Raw genomic sequence first — 23,642 nt, forward strand, 5'->3', positions numbered from 1 at the left:
GCGTCCGTCAGATCCATTCGCCCTTGATCGTTTGGCGATAAATAGCGGTCAGCCAGTTGTCCCCGAACGACCGCATTTGCAGGCTTTTGCCGGTGAGCAGCTTATAGCTGGCCTCGTACCACTCCGTAGACTGGTAGTTATGGCCCAAGATCGCGCCTGCCGTCTGTGCCTCGTTCGTCAGACCCAGTGACAGGTATGCCTCGACCAAGCGGTGCAGCGCCTCTGCGGTGTGGCTTGTCGTCTGGAAATCTTCGACAACGACGCGGAACCGGTTGATGGCAGCGGTGTAGTGATTGCGGCGCAGATAATAGCGCCCGACTTCCATTTCCTTGCCCGCCAGATGGTCAAACGCCAGATCGAATTTCAACACGGCAGCGCGTGCATATTCACTGTCAGGATAAACCTCGATCACCTGACGCAATGCTTGCAACGCCTGAAAGGTCAGGCCCTGATCACGGCCAACTTCGTCGATCTGGTCATAATAGCTGAGCGCAAGAAGATAGCTGGCATAGGCCGCATCATCATCATCGGGGAAAAAGTCGATGAACCGCTGCGCGGCGGACCGGCTGTTGGGGTAATCCTGATCCTGGTGAAAGGCAAAGGCCTGCATGATCAAGGCGCGCTTGGCCCATTCGGAGTAGGGGTACAGCCGCTCGATCTCAGAGAAATATTCGGCCGCTTCGGCCGGGCGTTTGCGGTTCAGTTCGAACTCGCCACGCTCGTAAATCTGTTCGGCGCTATAGGTTTCCAGCGGAATTTCTTGGGGATTGAAAAAGCTGTTCGTCAAACGACCGGTGTTTTGGTTGCCGCATGCACCCAACACAGCAATCACAACCACCGCACCAATCAACCGCTTGCGCGACTTTGCAATTGTCATGCCCTACACCCTCGCTTCATTTTTCAAGCCACGCATTGTGATACGACTTTGCATGTGACTACCACAATAGATCACGCAACAAAACGATGATTAAACCCACAAGACAAAGTCTTACCGTCGCCAACCTGATTTTCAAAGATAGGATTAACTAAGCTGAAGAGGAGTTTCAACTCTTCAACAGGTCGGGGTCAGGCAACCGCGGGAATTTCATCCCAAACAAGGCCATGGCCCGGCAATTGCTGCGTCATCTCGGTATCGCATTCAACCAGGCGGACGGCATCGGGGGTTGCGAACAACGCCCGCAAAAGCGTGTTGGTCAACGAATGGCCAGCGCGCACGCCGGTATAGTGGCCGATCAACGGGGCCCCTGCCAGCGCGAGGTCGCCCAAAGCATCTAGCATCTTGTGGCGCACGGGTTCATCCGCATGGCGCAGACCGCCCGGGCTGACAACCTTGTCACCGTCAAACACGACAGCGTTTTCGCCGGAATTCCCACCAAGAGCCAGACCGTTGGCCTGCATCGCATCAACATCGGCCTGACGGCAGAACGTGCGGCTGTCGCAAAGTTCGCGCGCGAATGACCCGTTGTTCATCACCAGCGACTTTTGCTGGTGACCAATCGCCGCGTCGACGAAATCAATCTCAAAGTCGATCCGCAGTGTATCACTCGGCGCAATCGTTGCCGATGCGTCGCCGTCGGTCACAGTGACCGGTTTCAACACTTCGAACGCCATGACAGGTGCAGACAGCACACGCACACCACGTTGCATGATGCCGCGCACAAACGGGGCCGCCGACCCGTCAAGGATCGGCACTTCGGGGCCGTCAATCTCGATCAGGGCGTTGTGAATACCGCAGCCTGCAATCGCCGCCATCAAATGCTCGACAGTCGACACCTGCAAACCCGATGCGTTCTCAAGCTTGGTACACAAGGGGGACCGGTTTACGGCGTCCCAACGTGCGGGAATAAGACGATCACCAACCTCAAGATCGGACCGGGAAAACCAGATACCATGATGTGCGCCAGCCGGACGGATCGTCACAGTCGCGGGAAGGCCCGAGTGAAGGCCCTTTCCGGTAAAGCTGATTGCCGTCTTTATTGTTGTCTGCACAATGAAACCCCAGTGGTCAAAAAAATCGTCTGTGTAAGGTGAACAATCTCCTATCGGCGGGGTTCCGGATGCTCAATTCAATCATTGCTACGGTCTGAAACATGAATGTTACAATTCGGCGCAATTGCGCCCACAATGCGGCAAGCCCTTATTTTATTGACTGAATACGGGTCTGCAATCGCCGCCGGCCAATTAAACTGTGATCGGTTTTAATCAAAAATCCTCACAGGTTTTCGTAAAACGTTACAGGAATCCGGTCCCGTGCAGGCCCGTTGATTCCTTGGATTCGCAGCTGAAAACGCGAAAAGACCACCCCAAAGGGTGGCCTTTCCGATCGGTTACAAGGTCGTCTTGGTGGTCTTAGTTCGCCTGACGGCGCAGGAACGCAGGGATCTCGATGCGTTCTTGATCTTCATCGTGGGAATCGCGTGGCTGTGGTGCAGCCGACGAGGCCCGTGTTTGCACTTGTGGCTGGTGGCGTGCCGGACGCTGTTGCGCCTCTGGCTCGCTGTGGCCTGTCATGCGGTTGATCAGCGAATTGATCCCGAAACGCTTTTCGCTCTGCTCGGGTGCCGCTTGTGGGCGCTGCTCTTGTGGACGCTGCTGGGTCGGTGCCGGAGGTGTTTTCTGAGCAGCTGCACGCAAACGCGCGAGGGCTTCTGGCGATGGTGTGCCGGGGGCCGGTGCACGAGGTGCCACAAACGCTTCTTGCTCCGGCTCGTGACGGACATCGTCGCGGCGCGGCTGAAAGGATGCAACCTCGGGGCGGTAGGCAGGAGGCGGCAGATCATCTGCTTCGCCTGCGTCTTCGGCAAAGATATCGTTGCCTTGATCGTTCATGTCAGCCGACGCGGCCTCTTTAAAAAGCTGTGGCTGCTCGTCTTCATACTCTTCTTGCGCCGCAACGGGCTGAGGGGCTTCCTCGGCTGCAGGTGCGGCTACCTTTTGCTGCAAGGGCTGCGACATGGACCGGCGCGGCACGGGCATTTCCGTGTTCACGTCAACCGCATCGATACCGGTTGCAACAACGCTGACGCGCATGATGCCGCCCAGTTCGGTGTCCAGTGTGGAACCGACGATGATGTTTGCATCTGGGTCGACTTCTTCGCGAATGCGGTTGGCCGCTTCGTCCAGTTCGAACAGGGTCAGATCGTGGCCACCGGTGATGTTGATCAGAACACCCTTGGCACCGCGCAGGCTGATTTCGTCCAGCAGCGGGTTGGCGATGGCTTTCTCGGCGGCTTGGATCGCGCGATCTTCGCCTTCGGCCTCGCCCGTGCCCATCATCGCTTTGCCCATTTCGTCCATTACGGCGCGAACGTCAGCAAAGTCGAGGTTGATCAGACCGGGGCGAACCATCAGATCGGTCACGCCTTTAACACCTTGGTACAAAACGTCATCCGCCATGGAGAACGCTTCGGTGAATGTGGTTTTTTCATTCGCCAGACGGAACAGGTTCTGGTTCGGAATGATGATCAGCGTATCAACGACCTTTTGCAGGGCTTCGACACCCTCTTCGGCCTGACGCATGCGTTTGTTGCCCTCAAACTGGAACGGTTTGGTCACAACACCAACGGTCAGAACGCCCAGCTCGCGTGCGGCTTGTGCGATGATCGGTGCGGCACCTGTCCCGGTGCCCCCGCCCATACCAGCCGTGATAAAGCACATGTGCGCGCCGGCCAGATGGTCAACGATCTGTTCGATGCTTTCTTCGGCAGCGGCGGCCCCAACAGACGCCCGTGCCCCGGCACCCAAACCTTCGGTAACCTTGATGCCCAGCTGAACGCGATGTTCGGCCTTGGCTTGTTGCAACGCTTGCGCGTCCGTGTTCGCAACTACGAAATCAACACCATCGAGGTTCTTCTCGATCATGTTGTTCACGGCGTTACCACCTGCGCCACCCACACCGAAAACGGTGATCCGGGGTTTCAGGTCACCCTGTCCGGGCATGGAAAGATTCAATGTCATTGTGCCATCCGCCTGTATTGTTTGCCCGCTTACGGGGCATTTAATTCGTTCAATTTGCCCCTAACGTATAGAGGTTAACGCCATGCGTCACCCAAAAAACACAGTTTTGACACACTATCTGGGCGTTTTTTTGCCTATTCTTACCGGATTTTGCCCGATGCACTGCATCTTGCGATCACCAGTTGTCTCTAAACCACTTGACGGCGCGCTTTAGCGACCGCGCCGGATAGCGGTCGGCGGGAATGTCAAAATCCCACCATTCGTCTTGGGGGTGCGCTGCGAACAGCGCCAACCCCACAGCCGAGGCGAACCCCGGCCCCGTTGCCGCCTGCGGCAGCCCGTGCACACGCAACGGACGGCCAAGGCGTACCTGATGCCCCAAAATCTTGCTTGCCAGCCCGTCAAGGCCGGGGATCTGGCTGCCGCCACCGGTCAAAACGATCTGCTGGCTGGGTAGATGATCGAACCCTGCCGCGTCCAAACGGGCGCGTACTTCCTCCAATATCTCTTCAACGCGAGGGCGCATAATGCCGATCAGTTCGGCGCGGCTCACGGTGCGGCGGTCATGTTCATAATCGCCCGTGTCGCCGCCGATATCGATCATCTCGCGGTCGTCCATCCCCGTGGCATGAACCCCGCCATAGAATGTCTTGATCCGCTCCGCGTTGTTGGTCGGCACCTGCAACCCCATCGAAATATCCGATGTGATGTGATCCCCGCCCATCCGAACGCTATCGGCATAGATCATGTGCTTGCGGATAAAGATCGACACCGACGTGGACCCGCCCCCCAGATCGATACAGGCAGCGCCCAGTTCCTGTTCGTCTTCCACCAGCGACGAGATGCCCGACACATAGGCCGAGGACGCGATCCCCGCCAGTTCGAGGTCACAACGTTTGATGCAATGCGCCAGATGTTGCACGGCGGCCGCGTCAACGGTCAGCATGTGCATATCGACCGACAGCGCGTTGCCTAGCTGCCCGCGCGGGTCAGACAGACCCGACCGGTTATCAATGGCAAAGTTGACGGGCTGCGCGTGCAGCACTTCGCGGTTTTCACCGTATTCGGGGACATCGCAACTGGCCAGAACCTGTGCCACGTCCTGCTCGGACACGACCTGCCCCTCCAGATCGATCTGCGCATCCAAGCCATAGCTGCGCGGCTCGGCCCCCGAGAAACAGGCGATCACATGATCCACACGGATGTTCGCCATCTTTTGCGCGGCCTGAAGCGCGGTGCGCACGGCACGTTCGGTTTCCTGCATCGCACAGATTTCGCCAAAGCGCACACCGCGCGAACGGGTTGTTGCAGCACCAATGACGCGGAAACCGGATTGCCCGGCCAGCGATCCGATCTCGCCCTCGTCGGAAAGGGGGCCAGACCCGTCAAACCGCAGGACAAGGCAGGCGATTTTCGAGCTGCCCACATCCAAAATGGCCACAACGCCGCGCTGCATAGCAAGCTTGCGCATGTGGCGCATCGACCGTTGACTGTCGTAAAGATCCATAACGTTACTGTCCCGAAATTTGCCTGATGCGCCACCATTCTTGGGTGGCCTCTTTATTCATTTGTACGGTTGGTCTTTGTGCCAACCGCATGTCGACCCGCGCAACATCGCGGGTCAGAACCTCTTGTGCGCCTTCCAGCGCGATGACACGCTCCAACGCCTGGATTGCGCCGGTTTCCGGCAGCAAAATGCGCTGTTCGCGATCCAGCACCACATCCCAACGGCGCGCGCCCATGCGGACAAATCCACGCAAACGGTCGCCCAAGGGGGCCGCAACCCGCAAAAGGTCCAGCGCCTCTGAAACGCTGACATTTGCCGCTTCACCTGCCACAAGTGGCAAGTCGGTACGATCCGTGCGATGTGCCAATCGGCCGATATAAGTGCCGCTTGCGTCGATCAGCGCCAACCCATCTTGGTTGCGCCAAACCGCAACGGCAACGCGCGGCTGTACTTCGATCTGCAGCAACCCGCCCGGTTTCACCCGCAAGCTGGCCTGCTGGACGCCCGGCAATTGCATGATCGTTGACCGCATCGCCGCCAGATCAAGGTCAAAGGAACTGGTAGGGAAATCAATCGGCACCGCCGCGCGGACATTCGCGGCCAGTTCCGGCCCTGCGCCGTCAATTGCCATCAGTTTGACCATAAACTCGGGGCGCTGCTGGATGCTGGACCGCAGGCTGGCATAGCCATCGGTGATCCGTCCGCGCCGCGCATCATCGGCCAGATAGACCGTACCGGCCAGCAGCGCCAAGCAAAACGGCACGCCAAAACGCAGGCCAAACAGAAATGCGGGGGTCAGCATCAACCGCTGCATGCGCCATGCCCAACGGGATGGGGCCGGATCAGACTTGAGCGCCCTGGCAGGTTTGACGCGATTTATCAGCGATTGCATGATGCGTCCTCCACCATCCAGGCGCAAAGTTCGCCAAAGGAAATGCCAACCGCCTGCGCCTGTTCCGGCGACAGCGATGTTGGGGTCATGCCGGGTTGGGTGTTTGTCTCAAGCAGGATCAGACCTTCGGCACCGCAGCTTTCATCCCAGCGGAAATCTGTGCGGCTGACACCACGACAGCCAAGCGCATTATGGGCGCGCAGGGCGTAATCCATGCACAGTTCAAAAATCTCCTGGGGGACATCGGCGGGCACCACATGGGTTGATCCGCCTTCCTTGTATTTCGCGTCGTAGTCATACCATCCGGTGGTCAGGATATCCGTCACCGTCAGCGCGCGTTCGCCCATCACCGTGGTCGTCAGCTCTCGACCGGCGGCAAAGCGTTCGACCATCACCTCGGCTGGCATATCCGCGCTCAGCTGCGGCGGGCCGTTGTTTTCGATATTAACCAGATAGACCCCGACAGACGACCCTTCGTTGTTGGGTTTTACGACATAGGGCGGGTCCATCATATGGCGGGCGCGCACATCGGCGGCCGAGGCAATGATGCTTTCCACAATCGGCAAGCCGGCAGACCGGAACACTTCTTTGCTGCGTTGTTTGTCCATGGCCAGTGCCGAGGCAAGCACGCCCGAATGACTGTAAGGAATGCCCATCCATTCAAGGATGCCCTGCACGCAACCGTCTTCGCCCCAACGGCCATGCAGACAGTTCAACACAACGTCGGGGGACGCGGCGCGCAGATCAGCGTATAGATCGGGGCCTGCATCGACCTCGATCACGTTGAATTTTCTGTCCCGCAAAGCAGCAGCGCAGGCGCGCCCTGTCGAGAGCGACACGTCCCGCTCTGCGGAAGGGCCGCCCATCAATACCACCACTTTCGGGTCTGTCCTGCTCGACATGCCCACTCAATGTGCCTTTTTAACTGGGTCTTATTGACCCTATTTATTATGTAGTTTGCCGCAACGCGGCACCGTGCCTGAGCGTTCGCGCGTTTATTTTTCGCCGATACGCATAATTTCCCACTCTAGCGTGATACCGCTGGAATCGTAAACCTTTTTTCGCACCTCTTCGCCCAATCCTTCCAACTCTGCGGCAGTTGCGCCACCGGTGTTGATCAAGAAGTTTGGGTGTTTGGGGCTCATTTGCGCCCCGCCAAGGGTCGCCCCGCGCATTCCGGCGTCGTCGATCACCTTCCACGCTTTCAGATCATGGCGATCATCGGCCTGTCCGGTGCTGGAAAATCCGGCGGGATTGCGAAAGGTTGAACCCGCGCTGCGGTCTTTGGTGGGCTGGGTTTCATCGCGCTTGCGCAGTTGCTCTTCCATGCGGGCATGCAGCGTTTCCGGATCACCCTTTGGCGGCGCGAACGTGGCCGAGATGACAACACAGCCCTCGTCCAGCGTGGTTTGGCGGTATTTGAACTCAAGGTCCTGCGCTGTCAGCGTGATCAGGTCGCCGCTGCGCGTAATGGCTTGCGCGCTGACAAAGTGATCAGCGGTATAGCTGCCGTAGCACCCCGCATTCATGCGCACGGCACCGCCAATACTGCCGGGGATCGTACGCAGGAATGTCAGGTCCAACCCCGCATCCGCCGCCTTGCGCGCCACATGGGCGTCCAGCGCCGCCGCCCCTGCAACCACGTGGTCGCCGTCAATCTCGATCTGGTTAAAGCCGCGGCCAAGCCGGATCACCACCGCCCGCAAACCGCCATCGCGCACGATCAGGTTAGACCCCACGCCCATCGGAAATACTGCCACAGTGTCAGGCAGTGCACGCATGAAGGCGGCAAGGTCATCGGCATCCGCAGGCTGGTACAGATAATCGGCCACACCGCCGACACGCAGCCATGTCAGGTCGCTCAGCGGGCGTTGCGGCGTCAGCTTGCCGCGCATGTCGGGAAATGAAATATCTGTCATGCTTTGCGAGGTATCGCTGTTTTCGGCTGTCGTCAAACGGGCGGGTTTTCTGGAACGGGGCCAAGGCACCACACGTGGATCAGAATGCCCGGTCAGAGGTTATTCAGCGGGACCGTGAAACGCCGTGCGCCGCAGCCAGCGCATCAGATAAACGACTGGCCAGCGCAACACCGAACACCCCGCCGCCAACACCAACATGCCGATCCACGGCCCATGTTGCATCGTGACGTAGCCCAGAATGGGAATGCCAACCGCGATCAGCCCATAGGCATTGCGCCAGTGGTTATCCGAACTGGGGGTCATGGCGATGATGTTCGCGATCACAGCCCATAGACAGGCAAGCGTTAGGGAAAGGGTCATCTTGGCACCTCGGGTTTACGTCCGCGCAGCTTTGCCAGCAGAAACAGCAAAGGATTACGGAACATGGACACATAGGCAGCAAGAGCAATCACACTAAAAACAAACCCGACTTCAAAACCAATTACAACGATCAACACCGGTCCCGCGACCAACAGGATCGCACCCGGAATAAACTGCATCCGCAAGGGCAAGGTCGCGACGGTCGCTGACAGGAACACCCAGATCAGACACAGCCACGCCAGTGTCATTGCACCGCCCTACGCTTGGGTAAGCGCGCCATTCAGCCCGCACCCTTTTTTATTGCTTCCAACGCAGCGGGCAACCCATTGGCCCAGGTGCTGATCGTACCGGCCCCAAGGCAGACAACCATGTCACCTGGCCCCGCTTGTTCCAGCACAAGGCGGGCAAGGTCGTCTTCGCTTTGCACAGCGCGGGCGTGACGGTGACCATGGCGGATCAGCCCCGCCACCAGATCATCGCGGCTGGCCCCTTCAATCGGGTCTTCGCCAGCGGCGTAAACCTCGGCAATGCCCACAACATCGGCATCGTTAAAGCAGGCGCAGAATTCTTCGAAATGGTGATGCAGGCGGCTGTAGCGGTGCGGTTGGTGCACGGCAATCACGCGCCCTTCGGTCGCTTGGCGCGCGGCCTTGAGCACGGCGGTTATTTCAACCGGGTGGTGGCCATAGTCGTCAATGATCGTCACACCGTCCACTTCGCCCACTTTGGTAAAGCGGCGGTTGACGCCCCCGAACTCGGCAAGGGCGGTGCGAATTTCTTCGACCTTCATACCTAGGTGGCGCGACACAGCCACGGCGGCCAAGGCATTCGACACGTTGTGATCGCCGGGCATTGGCAGGGTGCAATCCTTGATCACGATATCTTCGGCCTGAAACTGGATGTCGAAATGCGCAACGCCTGCTTTGTAATGCAGGTTTACGGCGCGCACATCGGCCTGCGCGTTAAAGCCATAGGTCATGACACGACGGTCGGTGATCTTGCCCACCAGCGCCTGCACTTCGGGATGATCGATGCAGCAGATCGCCAGACCGTAAAACGGAATGTTCGACACGAAATCAAGGAACCCTTGGCGCAACTTATCGAAGTCGCCCCAATGTTCCATATGTTCGGGGTCGATGTTGGTCACGATCGCAATGGTCGCGGGCAGACGGTTAAAGGTGCCGTCGGATTCATCCGCCTCGACCACCATCCATTCGCCCTGCCCCATCCGGGCGTTTGATCCGTATGCATGGATGATCCCGCCGTTCACGACAGTGGGGTCGATACCACCATGCACCAGCAATTCGGCAACCATCGTGGTGGTCGTCGTCTTGCCATGGGTGCCCGCAATCGCGATGTTGGATTTCAGACGCATCAATTCGGCCAGCATTTCGGCGCGGCGCACAATCGGCAATCCGGCAAGGCGCGCGGCGTCTAACTCTGGATTACCCGGTTTGATCGCGGAGGAGATCACAATGACCTCGGCCCCTTGGATATTCTCGGCCTTTTGCCCCTCGAACACGGTTGCGCCCAGTTCGACCAGACGGTCGGTGATCTTGGTCGCCTTCAGGTCAGACCCTTGCACGCGGTAGCCGTGGTTCAGCAACACCTCGGCGATACCGGACATGCCAATGCCCCCAATGCCGACAAAATGGATCGGCCCCACATCGGTAGGAAGCTTGGTGGCTGCGTTCATGTTGCGGATCCTTTATGTCCCAAGTGTTCTACCATCTCTGCAAGCTCTTCTGCCGCGTCAGGCTTGCCCGCTGACAGGGCCGCCTTGGCCATTTGCTGTGCGCCGGGCGGGTTCGACAACACCATCTCTATCTGTGTGGTCAGGCGCTCCGGCTCTGCCATGTCTTCGGGCACCAAAATAGCGGCACCAGCAGAAACCAGCCCGCGTGCATTCGCGGTTTGGTGATCGCCTGTCGCCGCCGCATAGGGGATCAGGATCGACGGGCGGCCAATGATCGACAGGTCGGCTACGCTGGACGCGCCCGCACGGCTGATAATCAATTGCGCCTCGGACATGCGACGGGGCACATCGTGGAAAAACGGCTGCACATCGGCGTTTATACCATTTTCTGCGTAAAACTCTGACACGCGCTGCGCATCTTCGTCACGCGCCTGATGGCTGACGCGGATATTGCGGAGCATGTCCATCGGCAACTGCGCAATGGCGGGCGGCACGACTTCGCTTAGAATCCGCGCACCCTGGCTGCCGCCCATCACCAACACTTCCATCGGGTAATCACCCGGTTCGATATAGCCGGCACCGGCACGGTCCAATACCGATGCACGCACGGGATTGCCCACATGATAACCCTCGACCCCTTCGGGCAGGGTCGTCGGCCAAGTGCCACAAGCGACCGCATCGACGCGTTTGGCAAAGAACGTATTCACCCGCCCCAAAACGCCGTTTTGTTCGTGGATCATCCGCGGTTTGCGCAAAATCCACGCGGCGGTCAAAGACGGGATCGACGGATACCCGCCAAAGCCCACAACCACAGACGGCCTGTCACGCAGCATGCCAAACACTGCACCCACGATGCCGCCAAAAATACGAAACGGAGCAAGCGCCTTGGCCACCAGCCCACCGCGGGCAAAGGTGGCACTGCTGATCTGCTGAATTTCAACCGCATCCGGAAAACCGCCCGTATAGCGTGCACCGCGCGCATCAGTTGACAGTTTGACCCGCCAGCCACGCGCCAGCATCACCTCGGCAAGGGCCTGCGCGGGGAACATGTGCCCCCCGGTGCCACCAGCAGCAATCGTCAAAAGCGGAACACGTTTATTCATCGACCACGCCCTCGGCCCAACAGATCAGAAATCTGGCCCTGTGGCCGTGTTCGGGTAAACGCCAGCAACATGCCAACGGCAATGCCCGACGCGATCACGGATGACCCGCCATAGCTGACAAAGGGCAAGGTCATCCCCTTGGCCGGCAGCAGCCGCACCGCAACACCCATGTTGATCATGGCCTGCACGCCAAACATGCATGCCAGGCCGGTGCCCGCCAGACGAATGAACGGATCACGCTCACGCACCAGCCGCAGCAACGATCTGACCACAACAACAGCGTACAGAATAATCACGGCCATCACCAAGATCAGCCCGTATTCTTCGGCGGCGACCGCGATGATAAAATCCGTATGCGCGTCAGGCAGCGACCATTTCACTTGCCCCTCGCCGACACCAACACCGAACAGCCCACCCTCGCGGATCGCATCCGTGGCATAGCCAAGCTGCGTGCGCGGGTCGACATCAGGCGACAAAAACCCGTCAATCCGGCGCGCAAAATGTTCAGAGTTCGAATAAGCCACGGTGCCCGCAACCACGACCATTCCGGCCATCCCCACCAGCAACACCAGCGGCGCACCCGCGACAAAATACATCACGCCCCAACCGAACAAGACCAGACAGGCCTGACCAAAATCGGGCTGCAACGCCAGCATCAGCACAATCGAAATACACAGCGCAAAAGACCATGTCTTGCCCGGTGGTCCGTTAATCTCAACAGAGGCGGCCATCATCCAAGCCGACACAACCACAAAACCGGGCTTCAAAAACTCGGACGGCTGGAAAGACGCGAAACCCAGCGAATACCACCGCATCGCCCCCTTGCCAAAATCCGTTCCGAAAAACGGCAATAGCGCCAAGGCCACAAAGGACACCAGAAACCCGATCACAGCAAGCCTGCGCACCATGGTCGGCGTCATCATCGATGTCAGCAACATCGCCACAATCGCCAGAAATCCGAACACGGCCTGACGTTGAACATAATGAAAGGAATCAAACCCGTTTTTGGCAGCCAGTGGCGGTGACGCCGCCAAGCCAAGCAGCATTCCGACGGCAAACAACATGAGGATGCAGAACATGCCCCATTTATCAATTGTCCGCCACCATTTTGGAAGAATGGGTTCGCCGTCCCGTACCGGAACCGCGCCATAGACCATTTCTGTCATGGTTACTGCCTTACACTGCCTCAACACGCCCCTTTTCGGGGTCTGCCTATAATCATAGCGTGAATTGCCCAACGGCGCTAGCCTGTTTTCATGTCGCCCACGCAAAGCTGCCCATGGGGTCTGGGTCTTGACCGCCCTGTCCGCCTCAGGCAAAGCGCGGTACATGCAGTATGATACCGTGATCCTTGGCGCCGGGGCCGCCGGCATGATGTGCGCGGCCCATGCGGGCGGGCGGGTGCTGCTGGTTGATCACGCCAAAGCCCCCGGCGAAAAGATCCGCATTTCAGGCGGCGGGCGTTGCAATTTCACCAATATGCACTGCACTGCTGATGCCTTTATCTGCGCCAATCCGCATTTCCCCAAATCTGCGTTGGCCAAATATACCCAGTGGGATTTTATCGAACTCATCGACACCCATGGCATTGCATGGCACGAAAAAACCCTCGGCCAATTGTTCTGTGACACCTCGGCCAAGGAAATCGTCGCCATGCTGCGCCGGTTGATGGATCGGGCGCGCGTCGATCTGCGCTTGCAAAGCACGCTGGGTGACATCACCAAAACCGACAGCGGCTATGCGATGACGCTGACCACGCCCGACGCCAGCACCAAAATCACCGCCACCCATCTGGTCATCGCCTCAGGCGGCAAATCGATCCCCAAGATGGGTGCCACCGGCCGCGCCTACGAGATCGCTGAAAGCTTCGGTATTCCCGTCACGCCCACCCGCGCGGGCCTTGTCCCCTTTACCTTCACCGATGCCCGCTTTGCCCCGATCTCTGGCACCGCCACACCGGCCCGGGTAACCGCCGGCGGCACGTCGTTTGACGAGGCGCTCCTGTTCACCCATCGCGGCCTATCAGGCCCCGCTGTCCTTCAGGCCTCCAGCTATTGGCACGATGGTGACCCCATCACTCTCAACCTGCTGCCGCAAAACGATCTCTTCGCCAAACTCCGCGATCAGCGCCAAACCTATGGCCGCCGCAACCTGACGACGGAACTGGCCAAACACCTGCCCTCGCGGCTGGTCGATCACCTCACCACCCAATTTGATCTGACCGGCAACCTTGCCGATTGGTCCGATGTCCGGTTGCAAAATCTCTGCGACACGCTGGCAAACTGGGAAATGACCCCGTCGGGCACCGAAGGCTACCGCACCGCGGAAGTCACCCTTGGCGGCATCGACACCGATGCGCTGTCCTCCAAAACGATGGAGGTCAAAACCACACCCGGCCTCTATTTCATCGGCGAGGCCGTTGATGTCACAGGCTGGCTCGGCGGGTATAACTTCCAATGGGCATGGTCATCGGGCATGGCCGCCGCCCGCCACATCTCAAAACGCACTTAATTTCCAAATGGACTAAAATCCCGGGGGCGCAGCCAAAGGCTGCGGGGGCAGCGCCCCCATACGACCTCACAAAAACTTCTGCACCTGTGCGACAAAATCATCCCCGCGCCGCTCGAAACTGTCATATTGATCGAAACTCGCCGCCGCAGGGGCCAACAGGATCACATCCCCCGCTTCCGCCTCTGCCACGGCGCGCGCCACTGCGACCTCCATGGTGCCACAAACCTCGGCCTCGACCCCCAGCTTCATCGCAAACTGCGCCGCCTCGCGCCCGATCACATAGGCCTTGCGCACGGTCGGCAGGGGCTTGGCCAAATCGCCCAAGCCGCCCTCTTTCTCAAGCCCGCCACAAATCCAGCGGATGTTCTGAAATGCCGCCACCGCTTTGACCGCGCTATCCACATTGGTGGCCTTGCTGTCATTGACAAAGCGAATGCCGCGCAGCTCGCCCACCGTCTGGCTGCGATGCGGCAACCCGCCAAAGCTGTGAAACGCAGCCTCAATCACCTTGGGCGCAAATCCCAAGGTCCGACACGCCGCATAGGCGGCACAGGCATTCTGGTGGTTATGCGCCCCCGGCAGGCCTTCAACCTTGCGCAGATCGATCGATGCGACCTGCTTGCCATTGCGCATTTCGGCCAAGAACCCTTTGCGCGCAAAGACATTCCACCCCAAACCCGCCAGCTTGCGATCCACCGACACACGGATAACGCGGTCATCCGCCGCCCCCTCGCTCAGCTGACCGGCCAGAAAACGCCCCTCGGCCTCGTCCACGCCAATAATCGCACGGTCCGGCCCACCTTCGGCGAACAAGCGACGTTTGGCCGCGAAATAGCCGCCCATGCCTGCATGTCGATCCAGATGATCGGGGCTGAGGTTGGTAAAGACCGCCACATCCGGCGTCAGGTTACGCGCCAGATCGGTCTGATAGCTCGACAGCTCCAGCAACACGACTTCGCCATCAATCGCAGGATCGATATCCAAAACACCGCGCCCGATATTGCCCGCCAATTGCGTCGGCCGTCCCGCATGCTGCAAAATGTGATGGATCAACGCCGAGGTCGTCGATTTCCCGTTCGACCCCGTGATCGCAATCACCTTGGGCATCTGGTCAAAATTATCCCAGCTCTGTGTGGCAAAGCTTTGGAAAAACAGCCCAATATCGTTATCAACCGCCACGCCCGCATCTTGGGCGGCAACGATCACCGGATTGGGTGCCGGATAAAGATGCGGAATACCGGGGCTGACGACCAGACGCGCCACATCGTCAAAGGCCCCCGCCTTAAGCAGATCAAGACATTCAAACCCTTCGGCCTGCGCCTTTTCACGCGCCGCCGGGTTGTCATCCCAGCATACCGGCACCGCCCCGCCCGCGACCAAAGCCCGCGCCGCAGACAGCCCCGACCGTCCAAGGCCCAAAATAGCGACCCGTGCGCCCGTCAAACCCTGAACTGGTATCATGCCCGATCTCCTGCTAGCGATGCCCCTCAATGCGCCTTAGGAGCCTGATATGTCCCCTCTGCCAGATATTCTGTCCCAGCTCAACGATGACATGCGCCGCGATGATGACTGGGGCGCTGTGGCCAGCTATATCCCTGAACTCGCCCACATCGACCCCGCGCAATTCGCCATCGCCGTGACCACAGCCGATGGCGAGGTGTTTACCGCAGGCGATGCCGACACGCCGTTTTCTGTGCAATCGATCACCAAGGTCTTCACCCTGGCCATCGCTTTGGGTCGCTCGGGCGACCAACTCTGGCGGCGCGTGGGGCGCGAACCCTCGGGCAGGGCGTTTAATTCGATCGTCCAGCTCGAACAGGAAAACGGACGTCCGCGTAATCCCTTCATCAACGCCGGCGCGATTGTCACCACCGATGAAATCCTCACCGGTCGCCTCCCCCGCGAAGCACTGGCCGAAATCCTCCAGTTCGTCCGCGCCGCAGCGGGCGATGACAACATCCACATCAACAACGCCGTCGCCAGCTCCGAGAAAGCCCACGGCCACCGCAATTTCGCGCTGGCGCATTTTCTTGCCTCCTGCGGCAATCTCAACAACACGCCCAACAAAACCCTCGGCACCTATTTCCACCACTGCGCAATCGAAATGTCAGCCCGCCAGCTTGCCATGTCCGGGCGTTTTCTGATCGAAACCACAAAACTGCCCCGGATGATCCTGCCCCAACGCATCCGGCGGCTGAACGCATTGATGCTGACCTGCGGGCATTACGATGGCTCCGGCGATTTCGCCTACCGCGTCGGCCTGCCTGCCAAATCAGGCGTGGGTGGCGGTATTCTTGCCATTGTTCCCGGCGTCGCCAGCGTGGCAGTCTGGTCGCCGGGCCTCAACCGTTATGGCAATTCAAAAAAGGGCACCGAAGCCATGGCCAGCCTCGCCCGCGACATGGGCTGGTCCATCTTCTAAAGCCGTTTCATTTTGCCAAATAAACTCCGGGGGGATCGGCCAAAGGCCGATGGGGGCTGGCCCCCTCTTCTCCCCGAAAAAATGCGAACGGCGTGCGCCTAGCGCACTTTCAACGTCGCCAACCCGATCATCGCCAGGATCAACGAGATGATCCAGAACCGGATCACGATCTGCGGCTCGGCCCAGCCTTTTTTCTCATAGTGGTGGTGAATCGGGGCCATCAGGAACACGCGCTTGCCGGTGCGTTTGAAATACAGCACCTGAATGATCACCGACAATGCCTCGACCACGAACAGGCCGCCAACGACGGCCAGCACCAGCTCGTGCTTGGTGGCAACCGCAATCGCGCCCAACGCCCCGCCCAAAGCCAGCGACCCGGTGTCGCCCATAAACACAGCCGCAGGGGGCGCATTATACCACAAAAACCCAAGGCCGCCGCCAAAGATACCGGCGGTAAAGATCAGGATTTCGCCCGTCCCTGGCACATAATGCACATCCAGATATTCGGTGAAATCGACCCGCCCCACGGCATAGGCAATCACGCCCAAGGCCCCCGCTGCGATCATCACAGGCATAATCGCCAGACCGTCCAGACCATCGGTCAGGTTCACCGCATTGGCAGACCCTACAATCACGATCATCGAAAAAGGAATAAACAGATAGCCAAGGTTGATCAGCGTGTCCTTGAACACTGGCAGGGCCAGCTGGTTTTGCAGATCAACAGGGTGGTACTGCGCGGCCCAGAATGCGGCGATACCGGCGATGATAAAGCCCAGCAAAAGACGCAGCTTGCTTGAGACACCCGCCACAGTTTGTTTGCTGACTTTGGCGTAATCATCCGCAAATCCAATCGCGGCAAAGCTGATGGTGACAAACAGGATCATCCAGACAAAGGGATTGTCCAACCGGGCCCACAGCAGCGTCGAGGTCAACAATGCCCCCACGATCAGCAGCCCGCCCATGGTCGGCGTGCCCGCTTTGACAAAATGCCCCTCGGGGCCATCATCGCGGATCGGCTGGCCTTTACCCTGACGTCTGCGCAGAACCGAGATCAGCGGCTTGCCAAACAGGAAACCGAAAATCAGCGCCGTCATAAATGCGCCACCCGCCCGAAACGTGATGTAGCGGAAAAGGTTGAAAAAATCGCCGCCATCCGACAGCAGGGTCAACCAATAGAGCATTTTGCGCGTCCTCACTCAAAATATTGCGGGCCTTAGCCCTGTTCTTTGTTTTCCACCGGATGGCCCATTTTACGGATCGCGTCAACGATCAGGCCGAGTTTCATAGACAATGACCCCTTGGCCAACACCACATCGCCACTGTCCAAATGGCTTGCCAATCCGGGCAGCAACTCCGCCGATGTCTCGGCCCATTCGCCCCGTTGATGCGGGGGGATCAGATCATATAGCGACCGCATCAACGGCCCCACGCAATGGATCACGTCCAGTTTCTTGGTCGCGTCCAGATGGGCCAGCCCGGCGTGCAGGGCGATCTCGTCGGGGCCAAGCTCTTTCATATCGCCCAGATAGGCGATCCGCCGGCCCTTGCTGACGCGGCCGATGTCATGGGTCACGTCCGATGCGGCCAACACCTCAAGCGCTGCGGCCATCGAGGTGGGATTGGCGTTATAGCTGTCATCGATCAGGTTTAACGTCATCTGTGTCTCGACTGGATCGAGGTGGATCACCTCGCGCACGCCACGGCCCTTGTACGGGGTCCAGCGCCCCAAAGACGCCGCCGCCAGCGCCAGATCAGCGCCCATCGCCTGTGCCGCAGCAAGCGCACCAAGGGCGTTCATAGCAAAATGCCGCCCAGGTGTGCCGATCTTGAACAGCAGCGGGGTACCATCGGCATCGGCCTGCACCACCGTCACATCGCCTTGAACCTGCACGTCCAGCAATTTGAACTGATAGCCGTGTTCGCCGAACTCAACCTCGCGCAGACGGCAATCAACCGCTTTGGCCATCAAAATCGCCGCATGTTCGATGTCGGCATTGATCACGGCCACGCCGCCCGGTTCCAGCCCGTCGAAAATCGCCGCCTTTTCAACGGCAATGCCCGCGACATTATCAAAGGCCTCAAGATGCACCGCCGCGACAGTCGTCACCATCGCCACATCCGGCTTGGTCAGGATCGCCAGCGGAGAGATTTCACCGGGGTGGTTCATGCCGATCTCGATCACGGCAAATTCGGTATCTACCGGCATCCGCGCTAATGTCAGCGGCACGCCCCAATGGTTGTTATAGCTGTCCACGGATGCATGCGCGCGCCCTTGATCCGCAAAAATCGCCAGCAGCATTTCCTTGGTCGAGGTTTTGCCAACACTGCCCGTCACCGCGACCACTTTGGCCTGCGTGCGGGCACGGGCAGCAGCCCCAAGCGCCTCAAGCCCCTGCAGCACATCGTCAACGATCAGCAAAGGTGCATCGGCGGCCACACCGTCGGGCACGTGGCTGACCAAAGCCGCCCCTGCGCCCTTTTCCAGCGCCATCGCCACGAAATCATGACCATCGCGCACATCTTTGAGCGCCACAAACAGATCGCCCGCCTGAATTGTGCGCGTATCAATCGACACGCCGTCGCAGGCCCAATCGCCGATTGCTCGGCCTCCGGTGGCTTTTGCCGCCTCTGCTGCTGTCCACAAGCTCATGTCAGTCTCCCGTCCAGTGCCGCAACGGCAACGCTGGCCTGTTCCACATCATCAAAGGGCAGGATATCATCACCGATGATCTGCCCGGTTTCATGGCCCTTGCCCGCGATCAACAAGGCATCACCGGGCCCGATCACATCGATCCCGCGCAAGATCGCCTCGGCGCGGTCGCTGACCTCGGTCGCATGCGGTGCGCCGGTCATGACCGCCGCACGGATCAGCGCCGGATCTTCCGAGCGCGGGTTATCATCCGTCACAAACACCAAATCCGCATGTTCAGCCGCCGCCTGCCCCATCAAGGGGCGCTTGGTCGTGTCACGGTCGCCGCCTGCGCCCACAATCGCCACCAGACGGCCCATCACATGCGGGCGCATCGCCTGAAGCGCCGTGGCGATGGCATCCGGTGTGTGGGCGTAATCAACAAACACCGCGCCGCCATTGTCGCGGGTCGCGGCCAGCTGCATCCGGCCCCGCACGGTTGTCAGATGCGGGATCGTGTCGAACACATCGGCAGGATTGGCCCCGCAAGCGATAACCAGCCCGCAGGCCAGCAAGATATTATCGGCCTGAAACCCGCCAATCAGGTTCAGCCGCTTTTGATAGGTTTTGCCACGCCAGTCGAACCGCAGGTCCTGTCCTGTGGCGTCAAAGCGTTGGCCCGTGAGATGCAGATCGCCACCATCCCGACCGACGCTGATGACGTCACAGCCCCGCGCACGGGCAATGGCCGCCATATCGACGCCTTTGGGATCGTCTATGTTGATGACCGCCGTGCCGTCTTCGGGCAATACGCGCGAGAACAAGCCCGCCTTGGCATCGAAATACGCCTCGAATGTCTCGTGATAATCCAGATGGTCTTGGGTGAAGTTCGTGAACCCCGCCGCTTTCAACGTCACGCCATCAAGGCGGCGCTGATCCAACCCGTGGCTCGACGCCTCCATCGCGGCGTGGGTGATGCCGTTGGTTGCTGCCTCGGCCAAGGCGCGGTGCAGGGTAATCGGTTCGGGCGTGGTGTGGGCCAGCGGGGCGGTCCATGCGCCTTCGACCCCCGTGGTGCCAAGGTTTACGGCGGACAGCCCCATTTCGATCCAGATTTGGCGCACAAAAGTACTGACGGAGGTTTTGCCGTTCGTGCCGGTTACTGCGATCATCGTGGCAGGCTGCGCGCCAAACCAAAGTGCGGCAGAGCGTGACAGCGCCTCGCGCGGGGCATCGGTGACCACGACGGCAACGCTAGCATGGGCCATCACATCGGCGGCAATCGCAGCGCCCTTGGCATCGGTCAGCACGGCTGCTGCGCCCATGCGCAGCGCATATTGAATGAACTCGGCACCGTGCACCGTGCTGCCGGGCATGGCCGCGAACAAATATCCGTCTTTAACCTGACGGCTGTCCACGGCGATGCCTGTAATATCGGGATTGGCCTCGCCCCTCGCGGTCAGACCAAGTGAAGAAAGGGGGACGGCCTGTGAGCCCATGGGGGACGCTCTTTTTATCAGTTGCTGCTGGACAGCGTTATATCAGCGACACTGCCCGGTTCAACAGTTGGTCGAAGCCCCAGCAAGGGCGCGATCCGGCGGATCATCTCGGCGGCGACGGGCACAGCCGTCCAGCCAGCCGTGCGGCGTGGTTTTTCACCCGATGTTTCAACAGGTTCATCCAAGGTCACGATCAGCACATATTTGGGATCATGCGCGGGGAACATGCTGGCAAAGGTGTTGATCACCTTGTCTTCTAGGTATCCCCCACGGGGGCCGGGTTTGTCCGCCGTGCCGGTCTTGCCGCCCACCTGATAGCCGGGCACCTCGCCAAAGCTGGCGGTGCCTTCGGTCACGACAGCGCGCAGCATCATCCGCGCGTCGGCGGCTGCGCGTTCAGACATCACCCGTTCGCCCAGTTTGGGGCCATTTTGTTTCAGCAAGGTCGGCGCGATTTTGCGCCCACCATTGGCAATGGTCGCGTATCCAGCGGCAAGATGCATGGGGCTGGACGACAGCCCGTGCCCATATGAAATCGTGACTGAGCTTAGCTCTTCCCAGCGTTTGGGCAGCAAGGGCTTGCCGCCGGATGCTTCGACAATCTCGAACGGGGTGGGTTCAAAGAAACCTAGGCTTTTCAGGAATTCTTGTTGCCGCTCTGCGCCGATCTGCAAGGCCAGACGGCCCGAACCACGGTTTGAGCTGTTCACGATAATGCCGGTAACCGTCTGTTCGCCGTAGTTTTTGTTGTGGAACTCACCGATCCGGAAACCGCCGACTTTCATCGGACCAGAGGTATCAATAACCGTATCAGCCGTCACCAGCCCCAGATCAATCGCCTGTGCGGCGGCGAAGATCTTGAACACCGACCCCAGCTCGTACACCCCTTGGACCGAGCGGTTGAACAGCGGGCTGTCCGACGCGTCCCCGGTGATCGCCGCGTGCGGGCGGTCATTTGGGTCAAACGACGGCAAGGACACGGCGCTGATTACCTCGCCGGTGCGCACATCCATCAAGACCGATGTCGCGCCCTTGGCGTTCATCAGCTTCATGCCGCCATACAAGATGCGTTCCGACGCCGCCTGCACCGTCATATCCAGCGACAGTTCCAGCGGTTTGTTCCCGTTCGCAGGGTCCCGCAGATAATCGTCAAAGTATTTTTCCGCACCGGCAACGCCAATCACCTCGGCCCCGTGCACGCCCTCTTTGCCAAAGCTGGCACCACCCATGATATGCGCGGCCAAGGCACCGTTGGGGTACAGACGCATGTCGCGCGGGGCGAACAGCAGGCCCGGCTCACCGATTTCATGCACGGCTTGCATTTGCTCTGGGCTGATCTTCTTTTTGATCCACAGAAACTTACGTTTCCCGGTAAAATCACGCACCAGACGTTCCTGATCCAGATCCGGGAACACCTTCATCAGCTTTTTCGCCGCACGTTCCGGATCAATCATGTGATGCGGTTGGGCGTAGAGGGCGTGGGTCTCAAAATTCGTGGCCAGCAGGTTGCCGTTGCGGTCAACGATATCGGCGCGGGTGGCCGAGATGACCGAACCGGGGGCCGCCGCGCGTGGCTCTGTCGGGTCGGTCGTTGCCATGACGCCCATACGCGCGCCCACCACAGTAAAGGCGCAGAAAAAGAACACGCCCAGCACCAGCAACCGCCCTTCGGCACGCTGGCGCGCGCTGTCGCGCATCTGTTCATGACGAATGCGTGTGTTTTCGCGTTCAATCGCGTCGGGGTTTTCGCCTTTTTGGCGGGCCTCAAGGATACGGGCCAATGGACGCAGCGGGGTGCGGATCATTCTGTGGCCTCCATCGTGGACACATCGACGCCTTGACTGATTTCAAACAGCGGCAGTTCGGGCAGCGGCGGATAGCCGACCTGATCAATCGCGCCAAACTGATCCGGGTGCAGCGGCAACAGGCCCAGCCGGTCAAAGTTCAGCTCGGACAGATCGCGCAGACGCTCGGGGCGGTTCAGATAGGCCCATTCGGCACGCAATACTGCCAACCTGCTATGGGCTTGGCGGATTTCCTGGCGCAATTCGTCCGTATCGCTAAGCGCTTGTTGCGTGGCATAGTTTTCGCGGTAGGCCCAAAAGGCCAAGCCAATGACGGACAAAGTGGTCAGAACGTAAAGCACGGCTCTCATGACTGTATTCCTTTGACCATGGGCATGCCGAGCGATTTCGCGTCAACGGAACCGGCAGGCGCATCGGTGCGAATGGCAACGCGCAGCTTGGCCGACCGGCTGCGCGGGTTTTCCTCAAGCTCTTGCGCGTCAGGCCCGATGGCCTTGCGTTTAAGTATCTTGAATTGCGGCGGCACGTGCGTCGCCTCGGGGGCAAAGCGGTTGGCGTTGCCGCCTGCCCCTGCGCGCGCCGTAAGGAAGCGTTTGACCATCCGGTCCTCGACCGAATGAAAGGTCACCACGGCCAATTGCCCGCCGGGTTTTAACGCGCGTTCTGCGGCCATAAGCCCCTCGAACAATTCGCCATATTCGTTGTTCACCGCGATGCGCAGCGCCTGAAAGCTGCGGGTCGCAGGGTGCGACTGACCGGGTTTTGAACGGGGCAAACACCCCTCGACCAATCCTGCCAATTGCAGGGTCGTGGTGATTGGCGCATCTTCGCGGGCGCGGACAATCGACTTGGCAATGCGGCGGCTGGCGCGTTCTTCTCCGTATTGGAACAGAATATTCGCGATGGTTTCTTCTTCGGCCTCGTTGACGATATCGGCGGCGGACGGGCCTTGCTGGCTCATCCGCATGTCCAGCGGGCCGTCGCGCATGAAGGAAAAGCCGCGTTCGGCCAGATCAAGCTGCATCGACGACACGCCCAGATCCAACACAACCCCGTCAAGGTCTTGGGCATAGGTGTCCATTTTGGAAAACACGCCCTGCTGCATGACGATCTTGTCGCCATATGCCGCCGCCCAGCTTTGCGCCATTTCGAACGCCAGCGGGTCACGGTCAACGGCAATCACCTGATCCGCACCGGCATCGATCAAACCACGGGTATAGCCGCCTGCACCAAACGTGCCATCCAGCCAGCGCCCCGTGACGGGGGCAACTGCTGCCAAAAGGGGGCGTAGCAGAACCGGCGTGTGAGGAGCTGAGGGGGTGTCAGAGGCAGCGGTCATATC

21 protein-coding genes are annotated in these 23,642 nt (G+C 59.6%); 2 read left to right on the top strand and 19 right to left on the bottom strand.

Features of this window, described 5'->3' with window-relative positions:
• Positions 1–7 precede the first annotated feature (7 nt).
• The 12 genes from WNY39_RS04835 to ftsW form a co-directional block, all read right to left on the bottom strand.
• Positions 8–877, bottom strand: coding sequence for an outer membrane protein assembly factor BamD (locus tag WNY39_RS04835; protein ID WP_342844529.1), 870 nt, complete (start codon positions 875–877; stop codon positions 8–10).
• 188 nt (positions 878–1,065) lie between these two features.
• Complete coding sequence (gene lpxC / locus WNY39_RS04840) at positions 1,066–1,989, bottom strand: UDP-3-O-acyl-N-acetylglucosamine deacetylase (protein ID WP_342844530.1); 924 nt, start codon at positions 1,987–1,989, stop codon at positions 1,066–1,068.
• 360 nt (positions 1,990–2,349) lie between these two features.
• Complete coding sequence (gene ftsZ, locus WNY39_RS04845; RefSeq protein WP_342844532.1) at positions 2,350–3,957, bottom strand: cell division protein FtsZ; 1,608 nt, start codon at positions 3,955–3,957, stop codon at positions 2,350–2,352.
• A gap of 175 nt (positions 3,958–4,132) precedes the next feature.
• Entirely contained in the window at positions 4,133–5,437 is a 1,305-nt protein-coding gene (gene ftsA / locus WNY39_RS04850) for a cell division protein FtsA (protein ID WP_341234487.1), read from the bottom strand.
• A gap of 31 nt (positions 5,438–5,468) precedes the next feature.
• Complete coding sequence (locus WNY39_RS04855; RefSeq protein WP_342844533.1) at positions 5,469–6,356, bottom strand: cell division protein FtsQ/DivIB; 888 nt, start codon at positions 6,354–6,356, stop codon at positions 5,469–5,471.
• A complete protein-coding gene (locus WNY39_RS04860; protein ID WP_342844535.1) occupies positions 6,344–7,264 on the bottom strand; it encodes a D-alanine--D-alanine ligase in 921 nt (306 codons plus the stop codon). Before WNY39_RS04860 ends, WNY39_RS04855 begins: the two co-directional genes overlap by 13 nt.
• An 87-nt stretch (positions 7,265–7,351) precedes the next feature.
• Positions 7,352–8,275 (bottom strand): UDP-N-acetylmuramate dehydrogenase, encoded by a 924-nt coding sequence (gene murB / locus WNY39_RS04865; protein WP_342844537.1) that lies wholly within the window; start codon positions 8,273–8,275, stop codon positions 7,352–7,354.
• A 99-nt stretch (positions 8,276–8,374) separates the two neighbouring features.
• Positions 8,375–8,635, bottom strand: a complete 261-nt coding sequence (locus WNY39_RS04870; protein WP_342844539.1) for a DUF2484 family protein — start codon at positions 8,633–8,635, stop codon at positions 8,375–8,377.
• A complete protein-coding gene (locus WNY39_RS04875) occupies positions 8,632–8,883 on the bottom strand; it encodes a DUF2484 family protein (RefSeq protein WP_342844541.1) in 252 nt (83 codons plus the stop codon). The genes WNY39_RS04870 and WNY39_RS04875 overlap by 4 nt, the downstream gene beginning before the upstream one ends.
• A gap of 32 nt (positions 8,884–8,915) precedes the next feature.
• Positions 8,916–10,331, bottom strand: coding sequence for a UDP-N-acetylmuramate--L-alanine ligase (murC, locus tag WNY39_RS04880; protein ID WP_342844543.1), 1,416 nt, complete (start codon positions 10,329–10,331; stop codon positions 8,916–8,918).
• Positions 10,328–11,434 carry a UDP-N-acetylglucosamine--N-acetylmuramyl-(pentapeptide) pyrophosphoryl-undecaprenol N-acetylglucosamine transferase gene (locus WNY39_RS04885; protein WP_342844545.1) on the bottom strand — a complete coding sequence of 369 codons (1,107 nt, stop codon included), beginning with the start codon at positions 11,432–11,434 and terminating at the stop codon, positions 10,328–10,330. Before WNY39_RS04885 ends, murC begins: the two co-directional genes overlap by 4 nt.
• A complete protein-coding gene (gene ftsW / locus WNY39_RS04890; RefSeq protein ID WP_342844547.1) occupies positions 11,431–12,600 on the bottom strand; it encodes a putative lipid II flippase FtsW in 1,170 nt (389 codons plus the stop codon). Before ftsW ends, WNY39_RS04885 begins: the two co-directional genes overlap by 4 nt.
• 163 nt (positions 12,601–12,763) lie before the next feature.
• Here ftsW and WNY39_RS04895 point away from each other — a divergent pair, with 163 nt between their 5' ends.
• Positions 12,764–13,945: an NAD(P)/FAD-dependent oxidoreductase gene (locus WNY39_RS04895; protein ID WP_342844549.1), complete on the top strand. Its 1,182-nt coding sequence runs from the start codon at positions 12,764–12,766 to the stop codon at positions 13,943–13,945.
• 66 nt (positions 13,946–14,011) lie between these two features.
• Here WNY39_RS04895 and murD read toward each other — a convergent pair whose 3' ends face one another.
• Positions 14,012–15,406 carry a UDP-N-acetylmuramoyl-L-alanine--D-glutamate ligase gene (gene murD, locus WNY39_RS04900; protein ID WP_342844551.1) on the bottom strand — a complete coding sequence of 465 codons (1,395 nt, stop codon included), beginning with the start codon at positions 15,404–15,406 and terminating at the stop codon, positions 14,012–14,014.
• A 49-nt stretch (positions 15,407–15,455) separates the two neighbouring features.
• Between murD and WNY39_RS04905 the strand changes: the two genes are divergently transcribed.
• Positions 15,456–16,367, top strand: a complete 912-nt coding sequence (locus WNY39_RS04905; protein WP_342844553.1) for a glutaminase — start codon at positions 15,456–15,458, stop codon at positions 16,365–16,367.
• Positions 16,368–16,465: 98 nt separating this feature from the next.
• Here the strand turns inward: WNY39_RS04905 and mraY are convergent, their stop codons facing one another.
• From mraY to rsmH, 6 genes are read right to left on the bottom strand one after another with little or no spacing between them, the layout of a single operon-like run.
• A complete protein-coding gene (gene mraY / locus WNY39_RS04910) occupies positions 16,466–17,548 on the bottom strand; it encodes a phospho-N-acetylmuramoyl-pentapeptide-transferase (RefSeq protein ID WP_342844555.1) in 1,083 nt (360 codons plus the stop codon).
• A gap of 32 nt (positions 17,549–17,580) precedes the next feature.
• Positions 17,581–19,017: a UDP-N-acetylmuramoyl-tripeptide--D-alanyl-D-alanine ligase gene (gene murF, locus WNY39_RS04915; RefSeq protein ID WP_342844557.1), complete on the bottom strand. Its 1,437-nt coding sequence runs from the start codon at positions 19,015–19,017 to the stop codon at positions 17,581–17,583.
• Positions 19,014–20,495: a UDP-N-acetylmuramoyl-L-alanyl-D-glutamate--2,6-diaminopimelate ligase gene (locus tag WNY39_RS04920; protein ID WP_342844559.1), complete on the bottom strand. Its 1,482-nt coding sequence runs from the start codon at positions 20,493–20,495 to the stop codon at positions 19,014–19,016. The genes murF and WNY39_RS04920 overlap by 4 nt, the downstream gene beginning before the upstream one ends.
• A gap of 17 nt (positions 20,496–20,512) precedes the next feature.
• On the bottom strand, positions 20,513–22,300 hold the full coding sequence (locus tag WNY39_RS04925; protein ID WP_342844560.1) for a penicillin-binding protein 2: 1,788 nt from the start codon (positions 22,298–22,300) through the stop codon (positions 20,513–20,515).
• Entirely contained in the window at positions 22,297–22,650 is a 354-nt protein-coding gene (locus WNY39_RS04930; protein WP_342844562.1) for a cell division protein FtsL, read from the bottom strand. The genes WNY39_RS04925 and WNY39_RS04930 overlap by 4 nt, the downstream gene beginning before the upstream one ends.
• Complete coding sequence (gene rsmH, locus WNY39_RS04935) at positions 22,647–23,639, bottom strand: 16S rRNA (cytosine(1402)-N(4))-methyltransferase RsmH (RefSeq protein ID WP_342844564.1); 993 nt, start codon at positions 23,637–23,639, stop codon at positions 22,647–22,649. Before rsmH ends, WNY39_RS04930 begins: the two co-directional genes overlap by 4 nt.
• Positions 23,640–23,642: the final 3 nt, after the last annotated feature.

The organism is Sulfitobacter sp. AS59 (genome assembly GCF_038899995.1).
In the GTDB taxonomy this organism is placed as follows: domain Bacteria; phylum Pseudomonadota; class Alphaproteobacteria; order Rhodobacterales; family Rhodobacteraceae; genus Sulfitobacter.